The organism is Arthrobacter sp. Hiyo1, assembly GCF_001263615.2.
Lineage (GTDB): Bacteria > Actinomycetota > Actinomycetes > Actinomycetales > Micrococcaceae > Arthrobacter.
In genome coordinates this window covers 62799-72448 of record NZ_DF952472.1, presented here as the reverse complement: position 1 = coordinate 72448, position 9650 = coordinate 62799, and the positions used below count along the sequence as shown (strand labels likewise).

The following is a 9650-nucleotide window of genomic DNA, read 5'->3' as shown; positions in this document are numbered from 1 at the left end:
ATCCGTCCCGACCCCGGCGGCAGGGGCGTCTGCAGGATGATTCCGTTGACGGACGGATCCGCGCTGAGGTCTTTCAGGACGCTGGCCAGGACGTGCTCTGTGGCGCCAGGGCCAAGGTCGACAATCCGGCAGCCGATGCCCGCGCGGTCGGCTGCACGTTCAATGGAGCGGACGTACCAATGCGTGGACTCGTCGTCGGTTGCCACCACCACCGCGAGGAACGGGCGCGCTCCTTCGTTTTCGAGCTTCATTGCCTCATCCCGGGCTCTCAGCTGGATGACTGCTGCGAGCGGCTTGCCGGAAAGGAGGGTGGCGCTCAACCGAGGATCCTTTCGCGTACGCGCTTCACGAGCGCGTCTGCTGCCAAGACGACCTTCTCTTCGATCCCGTCGGTCTGCTGGGCAAGCTGGGAACGGGTAACACCGTCCTTGATGGCCACAATGTTGATGTCGATATTCACCCGCGCCGTGCTGGCAGCTGCGCGGGCGGCATCCGCGGCGGCTGCGACGTCGCTGATCACGTTGGCATTTGCGACGTCGAACAGTTCCGTGGCCAGTTCGACGACGGCTCCTGAGACCTTGACCAGTTGTGCCGGGGTCTGCGCTGCACGAATGAGGGCAGCTTGGATGGCGGCCGACCTCGCTTCGTTGGAGGCCTCCGTCCCTGAGGGCAGCTTGTAGGAATCGATGACCCCTTGGAAGGCCAGTTCGTCGGCTTCCGCAAGTCGCAGGGCGGAGTCCACAAGTTCGTCCGCGGCCGCGATGATTCTTGAGACCAATGCGGCGTGTTGCTCGTATTTGGCGCCCGTGGTGTACCTGGCGACCATTGCAACGAGGGCGGCACCTTGGGCGGCGTGAAGCGCAGCGGCCGCGCCTCCGCCGGGGGTCGGCTCACGTGAAGCAAGCCTGGTGAGGTAGTTCTTGATTGTTTCTGAACTGATCATGGGTCTTCCTGTTGTGTGTCTTCCTAGGCAGGGGCGGCAGAAGAGTCGGAAAAACGGCGGCCCGGACTCTGGTTGCGAGGATGAGTCCGGGCCGCGTGCCTTTGGATGCCGGGCCGGTCTTAGCCTCGGAGCCTGGTCATCGTGGGGTCGTACAGCGGATCGGCCGTGACCGTTGCCTGGATGCGCCGTCCGAAGTACTCGATCTCGACGGAGTCACCCAAGGAGACGCCGGAAGGGAGGTACGCGTAGGCGATCGGCTTGGCAACGGTGTAACCATAGGCGGCGCTGGTGATGTAACCGACCGCCTGGTCCTTATAGAAGACCGGTTCCTTGCCCAGGACGACGCTGCGTCCGTCGTCGACGGTCAGGCAGCGCAAGCGGCGGGCGGAGTTTTCCTCGGTTCGCCCTTCCAGAGCGGCTTTGCCGACGAAGTTGTCCTTGGCCATCTTCACGGCGAATCCGAGGCCTGCTTCGAGGGGGTCGTGCTCAGTGGTCATGTCGGTGCCCCATGAGCGGTAGCCCTTTTCAAGCCGGAGCGAGCTGAAGGCGGCCCGGCCCGCCGCGATGACACCGAAGGGCTGCCCTGCCTTCCACAGTGCGTCCCAGAGGCGCTGGCCGTTGTCCGCGCTGGTGTAAAGCTCCCAGCCGAGCTCGCCGACGTATGAAAGGCGCATGGCGGTGACGTTGACTCCGCCGATGACGACATTCTTGGCCCGGAAGTAACGGAGACCGTCGTTGGAGAAATCGTCGCTGCTGACGGTGCTGATGAGGTCCCGGGCGAGGGGGCCCCAGAGACCGATGCAGCAAGTGCCGCCCGTCGTGTCACGTACCTGGACCCAGTCGCTGGCGGAGCCGCTTTCGGTCTGGTGGCGCGCGGCCCGGTCAAAGTAGGCGGTGTCGATGTTTCCGTTGGCCCCGAGCTGGAACCTGTCTTCGCTCAGGCGGGCCACCGTGATGTCGCTTCGGATACCGCCTGCGTGGTCCAGCAGGAGGGTGTAGGTCACTGCACCTGGCTTTTTGTCCAGGTCCGCGGTGGTGAGCTCTTGGAGCAGCTTGAGTGCTCCGGGGCCGGAGACCTCGAGGCGCTTTAGCGGTGTCATGTCGTACATGGCCACCGCGGTGCGGGTCTTCCACGCTTCGGCGGCGGCGATGGGCGAGCTGAACATTCCGGACCAGGCATCGCGGGCCGGGGGCTGCCATTCGGCCGGCATTTCCTTCAGCAGTTCGGCGTTGGCCTCGAACCAGTAGGGGCGTTCCCAGCCGCCGGATTCGAGGAAGAATCCTCCCAGTTGCTTGTGGCGGGCGTGGAACGGGCTGACGCGGAGGTTGCGGGGGGAGAGCTTGGGCTGGAGCGGGTGCAGGACGTCGTAGATTTCCACGAAGTTCTGCTGGGACGTTTCGCTGACGTATTCGGGGGTGAGCTGGACGTCTTCGAAGCGGTGGATGTCGCATTCGCCCAGGTCGATCCGGGACTTGCCCGTGGTCAGCAGTTCGGCAACAGCGCGGGCAACGCCGGCCGAGTGGGTGACCCACACGGCTTCGGCGACGAAGAAACCATCGAGCTCCTTTGATTCGCCCACCAGCGGGCCGCCGTCGGGGGTGAAGGAGAAGATGCCATTGAAGCCATCTTCGATGTCGCTTTCCGCCAGCGCCGGAAGCAACTGCTTGGTCGCCTCCCAGGCCGGGAGGAAGTCCTCGAGGGTGAAGTCAAGGCGGGAAGGCATGTTGTGTTCGCTGATGCTGTCCGGCGCGTAGCTGCCGAGTTCCTCGACGTCCACCGGCATGGGGCGGTGGGCGTAGGAGCCAATGCCATAGCGGTCGCCGTGCTCGCGGTAGTAGAGGTCCTGGTCCTGGTGGCGCAGGATGGGCAAGGAAGCGCCGTTGGGTAGTTCGTTCCGGCCCTGCTGTGCCGGTACGGGAGTTGTCGTGACGTATTGGTGGGCCAAGGGCAGGAGGGGAACGGACATGCCGATCATTTCGCCGATCTTGGCGCCCCAGAATCCTGCGCAGGAGACAACGATGTCCGCAGGGATGACACCGTCGGAGGTGCGGACTCCGGTGACCCGGCGCCCGGATTGCTCGATCCCGGTCACGGTCGTGGACCCACGGTACTCCACCCCGGCTGCCTCAGTGCGCTTGATCAGCAATTGGACTGCGCGGGCGGCGCGGGCCAGCCCGTCGCTAGGTACATGGAGGCCTCCAAGGATGTCTTCCTCGTTGATGAGCGGGTAGAGCTCCTTGCACTCGTCGCGGGAAAGGATCTTGCCTTCGATTCCCCAGGATGCGGCGTAGCCGAGCTTGCGTTTGAGGTCGGCGAGCCGGGTCTCCGTGGTGGCGACTTCCAGGCCGCCTACCTGGTTGAAGCAACTGACGCCGTCCTCGGTCAGCGACAGGAGCTTTTCGACCGTGTACTTGGCGAAAGTTGCCATGGTCTTGGAGGCGTTGGTCTGGAAGACCAGCCCCGGGGCGTGGGACGTGGAGCCCCCGGGCATGTTCAACGGTCCCTGGTCCAGGACAGTGATGCTGTTCCAGCCGCGGGCGACCAGTTCATCTGCCAGGTTGGTGCCGACGATCCCAGCTCCGATGATGACTATGCGTGGCGTCGATGCCATGTGGTTTCTCCTGCTATTTCTCGTGGTTGGGCTACTGCTGCTGCTTGTTGTCGGGCGTCGGCTAGCGGAAGACGACGGTGCTGGTTTGGTTCAACAGCACGCGGTGTTCGCAATGCCACCGCACGGCCCGGGAGAGCGCGAGTGCTTCGGCGTCCTGCCCGACCGTGGAAAGGGCAGTCGGCCCATAGCTGTGGTCTACGCGGATGACTTCCTGTTCGATGATCGGTCCCTCATCAAGATCCGCGGTGACATAGTGTGCCGTGGCACCCACCAGCTTGACGCCGCGGTCGTACGCCTGGTGGTAAGGACGCGCGCCCTTGAAGCCTGGCAGGAATGAGTGGTGGATGTTGATCGCCCTGCCCTCCAGGGCGCGGCTCAGCTCGTCGGACAAAACCTGCATGTAGCGGGCGAGAACCACCAAATCGATGTTGTACTCGTCAACCAGTTCGAGAAGGCGCCGTTCCGCATCCGCCTTGGTGTCCGGCGTCACCGGAATGTGTACGAATGGAAGCCCGGCAGCCTCGGCCATGGCCCGGTGGGTTTCGTGATTGGAAACTACCAGCACCAGGTCCCCGCCCAGGCTGCCCCCACGCCAGCGGAAAATCAGGTCGTTCAGGCAGTGCCCGAACTTTGACACCATGACCAGGACGCGCTGCTTAGTCTCGTCATGGAATCCGAACTTCATGTCAAAACGGTCGGCGATCGCCCGGAACTCTTCCTCGAGCGCGTCCGGTGAGTACTCCGGGGATCCGGAAAACGCCGTGCGCAGGTGCAGGGTCTGGCGGAGTCCGTCGTCGAACTGCTGGTGCTCTTCGATGTTGAATCCCCGTTCGAACAGGAACGTCGTGACCGCCTGGACGATGCCGGCGCGTTCAATGCACGACAATGTGAGCACGAACCTCCGCGAACCGTCGTCTTCAGAGGCACTCGCCTGCGGAAGTGTGCTTTTTATTGGAGTGGTCTCCACGAGCGTCATGTCTCCTCCTTAAGATATATTTTCGATTCGATAACTGATATATCAGATTGGGATATAGCGTATACTGGAGTTCGAGTGAGGTCAATAGTCCGCTTGGCTGGACGCGAAAGGTCGGTACCGTGGTATTTGAAGCGCTGGCAGCGGTGGATGCCGCCGGTCCGAGATCCCTGGCGGAAGTGGCCTACGAGCGGATACGCGACAGGCTCCTGACGCTGGACATCAAGCCGGGTGACTTGGTGAACGACGACGTGCTGGCGAGGGACCTTGGCATCGGGCGCACTCCTGTGAGGGAAGCGTTGAAGCGCCTCGAGTTGGACCGTCTGGTCATTAGCTATCCACGCAGGGGAACTTTCGCCACGCGCGTAGAGGTGACCGATCTGGCGTTCATTTCGGAGATTCGCGCCCAGCTCGAACCGCTGGCGGCCGCGCGGGCGGCTCGGGTTGCAACACCGGCAGCCAGGGAGAACTTGCGCTCCGTGATGCGTGCAGTCGAGTCATTCGAGGTCGACGGCGCCTCCGTGGTGGAGACACTGCGCCTTGATGCCCGTGTGCATCAGGGGATCTATGCGGCAGCGGCAAATCCCCACCTCGAAGATGTGCTGATCCGCTACGACAACCTGGCGACACGGATCTGGTGCATGGTGCTCGATCGCCTGCCGGATCTTTCCCGCCACGTGCATGAACACCTCGACCTTCTTGGCGCCGTGATCGACGGCGACGAGGCCAGGGCTGCGGAACTGGCGCGACTTCACGTAGACGGCTTCGAAAAGGCGGTCCGTTCAGCGCTGTTTGCTGCGTAGGAAGACCGCCCTCCTCCGATGTCCAAGCTGGAGTGATCGTGGTGGGAACGCTACTTGTCCGGATGCAGTTTGGCTTGCTCCACGAGATCGCTGATCCACGGCCGTTGCCCGCGGTGCAGTACCAGGCCTTCCGGTACGCCCTGAACGGACGCTGCTGAACCGGATATGTCGATGGTGATCCGGCCCGAGCCCATAGGGGCGTTCGTGATGTGAAGTTCGCCGTAGGAATCCGGCAGCACAGGTCCAACCAAAGCCCCCCTTGGGAAATGTGTGCGTCGTAGCGCATCAGGCTGGTCACCAGCAGGATCGGTGTGGTGGCGGCCCAGGCCTGTGGGGAACAAGCCGTGGGATAGGGTACCGGTTCGGCGAACTGGTCGCGGCCGAAGCCGCAGAACAGCTCGGGCAGCCGCCCGCCGGAGTATTCGGCCGCCTCCAGCAGTGCAGTGGCTATCCGCTGTGCCTCTTCCACAAACCCATACCGGAGCAGCCCTGCCACAATAAGCGCGTTGTCGTGGGGCCAGACCGATCCGTTGTGATAGCTGGCAGGGTTATACGCCCGCATGTCGCTGGCGAGGGTCCGTATTCCCCATCCGCTGAACATCTCCGGGGACATCAGATGCTCCACCATTTGTGGCGCCTTGTCCTCATCCACAAGGCCGAACCAGAGGCAGTGGCCCATATTGGAAGCGCAGGCATCCACCGGCCGCTTATCGCGGTCCAGCGCGACGGCGTAGTACCCCTTGTCCGGCAGCCAGAACTGTTCGTTGAACCGCCGCTTCAGCGTCGCGGCCCGGTCCCGAAGTTCGGCTGCCAAGGCGAGGTCGCCGGCGTCGTACGCCATCCAGGAGCGCGCCACGTATGCGCCGTGGACGTAAGCCTGGACCTCGCAAAGGGCGATCGGCGGTTCCGCCAGGGTTCCATCGGCGAAGTTGATGCCGTCCCAGGAGTCCTTCCATCCCTGATTGACCAACCCATGATCGTTGAGGCGCTTATACTCGACAAAACCGTCCCCATCCCGGTCCCCGTATTCGCGGATCCACTCCAAGGCGCGGTCAGCGTTGGGCAGAAGGGCGTCGATGGTCTCTCTGTCAAAACCCCAGCGGCTGACGGACCCCAGGACCACCACGAACAGTGGGGTTGCGTCGACGCTTCCGTAGTAGGCGGATTTGCCGCCCAGCGCCAGTCCGGTGGAAACATCGAGCCTCACCTCGTGGAGGATCTTGCCGGGCTCCTCTTCCCTCATCGCGTCCACGACGGTGCCCTGGCGCTCAGCCAGGGTCTTCAGAGTGCCCAATGCAAGGGAAGGATCCACTGGAAGCGACATTTCCGAAGCCCAGAGCGAATCGCGACCGAACAGGGTCATGAACCAGGGCGCTCCGGCGGCGACGACCACCCGTTCAGGATGGCCAGGGTCCTCGATTCTCAGCGCTCCCAAGTCGTCGTAGCTTCGCCGCAGAGTCCGCTGGATGGAACGGTTGCCCATCTGCAGTGCCGGAATCTTCGCCACCCACTCTTGACGGCGCCGGTCACTCGGAGACATTTCGCCAGGCGCCGGATGGACAAATGGGGCCTCGGGGCGTGCGCCGTTGCCCGTGGGCACAACATTCAATCGAGTACTCCACTGCCCATAGGGCGGAACGACTATCTCAAATATCAGCCCTTCAGGTGTGGCTTTGGCCCCATCCGCCTTGACGACGACGCCCTTCCGGACGTCGTGCCATGTGGCCTGGATTTCCAGGGCGTCGCCGTCGTGACCGCGTGTCTCCGCCCAGCGACGCTGGATTCGTGCCTCTTTCACTTCGAACAAGTCGGCGAAGTCCGCTTCGACGGCCAGCACAATCTGGCATTCAACGGGCTTCGTCGAGTAGTTGCGGATGGTGATCCGTTCCCGGATCCCTGCCCCCACCTCACGCAGCCGTTCCACGATCAATGGACTGTCCGCATACCCATCCGAGAGTTGCAGGCGGCCAGCGAAGAGGGCCCGGTACGGTTCCTTCGTCTCGGCAGCCAAGGGTTCGAGGGGCTGGCCGTTGATGGTTAGGTTCCAGCGGGAAAGGATGCGGGTATCCAGGTGAAAGACCCCGTGTGGGAGTTCGGGATGGATGTCTCCATTGGCCGATGAAATGCAGAAGGACGATCCTTCAACCAAAGTCACTGTGCCTGACCCAAGGGGTCCAGCCGCCGTGTCGGCATTCCATCCAGCCACTGCCGGCTCCTTCTTACGAATGCACTCCTGACCCGCCCGGGGCGCGGGTGGACCTTTGCTGCTCCCGTGTGGATGTAACCGACGCTACGCCCGTCGTGGACCGTACGCCAGAGACGATTTACCTCGTAAACAAGAACCATTGGTCCCCTTGGGACTGTTCGTATATCTTAATTCATGGTTTGATATATTAGTCCTGAACTTGATCTGAATTCGCCGGAGAATTGATCGCCAACTCAACGAGGAGTGAACAGTATGCAGCAACTCGCGCACCGGCTCGAACGTCTGGGCACCGAAACCGCCTTCAGCGTCGCCCAGGCCGCGGCCGCCTGGAAGGCGAAGGGGAACCGTGTGTTCCCCTTCCATCTTGGTGACATCAACATCCCCACGGCCGGGAACATCGTGGAAGCAATGAACCGGGCCATCGCGGACGGCTACACGGGCTACTGCCCCGGCCCCGGCATCCCGCAGCTGCGCGAAGCCCTGGCCGAGGACATTGGCTCGCGCCGTGGCATCGACTTTTCCCCGGACAACGTCGTCGTGATGACGGGCGGCAAACCCGTCATCACGAAGTTCCTGCAGGCGGTCATGAACCCCGGCCAGGAAGTGCTCTACCCGAACCCCGGCTTCCCGATCTACGAATCGCAGATCGAATACCTTGGCGGCACGGCCGTGCCGTACCGCTACCTGCCCACGAGCACGGGCTTCTCGATCGACCTCGACCAGATCCGCGCGTCAATCACTCCGAACACGGTCGCCATCATCTACAACGACCTGCAGAACCCCATCTCGGCGGAGTCGACGGCGGGCGAGCGGGAGGCCATCGCACAGCTCGCCCAGGAGCACGACCTGTGGGTGCTCTCCGACGAGGCCTACTTCGAGACCCGCTATGAGGGCGTCTCCAGCTCGATCGCATCTCTTCCGGGCATGGCCGAGCGCACCGTCATCCTGTACACATTCAGCAAAAAGTTCGCGATGACCGGCTCGCGTCTCGGTTGCGCCGTTGCACCGCTCGAGATCGCCAGGGTGCTCAGCACGCTCAATACCAACGATGAGTCGTGCACGACGCACTACGTGCAGTGGGCCGGCGTCGAAGCGCTCCGCGGCCCCCAGGAATCCGTGCAGCAGATGCTTGACGTCCTGCAGAAGCGTCGGGACACTGCCTGCGAGCTCGTGAACTCCATCCCGGGCGTGCGCGTCGCCGTGCCGCAATCGACGTTCTACCTGTTCCCCGATGTCACCGAGGCTATGGAGCGCATGGGATACACGGCCGTCGGAGACTTCGCCACCGATGCCCTGTACAAGACCGGCGTCTCCTTCTGCACGCGTGAGCACTTCGGCCGCCGCCTGCCCGGTGAGGAGCGGCAGTACATACGACTCGCCTACTCGGGCATCGAGGTGCCGGATATCAGCGAAGGCCTGGGCCTCCTGCGCGAGTGGATCGAGACGGCATGAGCCGGGTAGTCGTCACGGGACGCATACCCGAAACCGCAATCGAGAAGCTTCGCGCCGAGCACGACGTCGATGCATGGACGGGTTCGGAGTCGATCGGCCGCGAGGAGCTCCTGCACCGGGTGGCCGGGGCAGACGCCGTGGTGAGCCTGCTCACCGAACGCATCGACGCCGAGCTGCTCGACGCCGCCGGCCCGCAGCTCAAGGTCGTCGCGAACGTGGCCGTGGGGTATGACAACATCGACGTCCCCGCCTGTACGGAACGGGGCATCGTGGCCACCAACACGCCAGGGGTGCTTACGGAGGCAACCGCCGACATCGCCATGGGCCTCGTCCTCATGGCGACCCGCCGGCTGGGTGAGGGGGAGAGGCTTATCCGCTCCGGCCAGGCCTGGAAGTGGGGGATGTTCTTCCTGCTCGGGTCCAGCCTGCAGGGCAAGACCCTCGGCGTCGTCGGCATGGGCGGCATCGGGCAGGCGACCGCGCGCCGGGCCAAGGCCTTCGGCATGGACATCGTCTACCAGTCGCGCAGTGAGCTCGATCCGGTGATCGCCGCCGAGCTTGGCGCACGGCGGGTCGACCTCGAGGAGTTGCTGACGGTGTCCGACGTCGTCTCGCTGCACTGCCCGTACGGGCCCGCCACGCATCATCTGATCGGCGCCGA

The 9650-nt window shown here is 63.5% G+C and carries 7 protein-coding genes and 1 pseudogene; 3 read left to right on the top strand and 5 right to left on the bottom strand.

Annotated features, from left to right (window positions below; all coding sequences use genetic code 11):
• The 4 genes from AHiyo1_RS14000 to purU all read right to left on the bottom strand — a co-directional run.
• A partial coding sequence (locus tag AHiyo1_RS14000; protein ID WP_275937064.1) for a tetrahydrofolate dehydrogenase/cyclohydrolase catalytic domain-containing protein occupies positions 1 to 320 on the bottom strand: 320 nt, incomplete at its 3' end.
• Positions 317 to 943: a cyclodeaminase/cyclohydrolase family protein gene (locus AHiyo1_RS13995; RefSeq protein ID WP_059388977.1), complete on the bottom strand. Its 627-nt coding sequence runs from the start codon at positions 941 to 943 to the stop codon at positions 317 to 319. The genes AHiyo1_RS14000 and AHiyo1_RS13995, both read right to left, overlap by 4 nt.
• Before the next feature lie 119 nt (positions 944 to 1062).
• Positions 1063 to 3555, bottom strand: a complete 2493-nt coding sequence (locus AHiyo1_RS13990) for a GcvT family protein (protein ID WP_059388976.1) — start codon at positions 3553 to 3555, stop codon at positions 1063 to 1065.
• A 61-nt stretch (positions 3556 to 3616) separates the two neighbouring features.
• The gene (purU, locus tag AHiyo1_RS13985) at positions 3617 to 4531 is read right to left on the bottom strand and encodes a formyltetrahydrofolate deformylase (protein ID WP_059388975.1); all 915 of its coding nucleotides are present in this window, start codon (positions 4529 to 4531) and stop codon (positions 3617 to 3619) included.
• Positions 4532 to 4650: 119 nt separating this feature from the next.
• Here purU and AHiyo1_RS13980 point away from each other — a divergent pair, with 119 nt between their 5' ends.
• A complete protein-coding gene (locus AHiyo1_RS13980) occupies positions 4651 to 5331 on the top strand; it encodes a GntR family transcriptional regulator (RefSeq protein WP_059388974.1) in 681 nt (226 codons plus the stop codon).
• Between the two features lie 50 nt (positions 5332 to 5381).
• On the opposite strand, the pseudogene AHiyo1_RS13975 reads toward AHiyo1_RS13980, so the two are convergent.
• Positions 5382 to 7537: pseudogene (locus tag AHiyo1_RS13975) on the bottom strand (amylo-alpha-1,6-glucosidase).
• A 252-nt stretch (positions 7538 to 7789) separates the two neighbouring features.
• Between AHiyo1_RS13975 and AHiyo1_RS13970 the strand changes: the two are divergent.
• Both AHiyo1_RS13970 and AHiyo1_RS13965 read left to right on the top strand, forming a co-directional pair.
• The gene (locus AHiyo1_RS13970; protein WP_059388973.1) at positions 7790 to 8989 is read left to right on the top strand and encodes a pyridoxal phosphate-dependent aminotransferase; all 1200 of its coding nucleotides are present in this window, start codon (positions 7790 to 7792) and stop codon (positions 8987 to 8989) included.
• Positions 8986 to 9650: 2-hydroxyacid dehydrogenase (locus AHiyo1_RS13965; RefSeq protein WP_059388972.1), on the top strand; the 665-nt coding region annotated here is incomplete at its 3' end. The genes AHiyo1_RS13970 and AHiyo1_RS13965, both read left to right, overlap by 4 nt.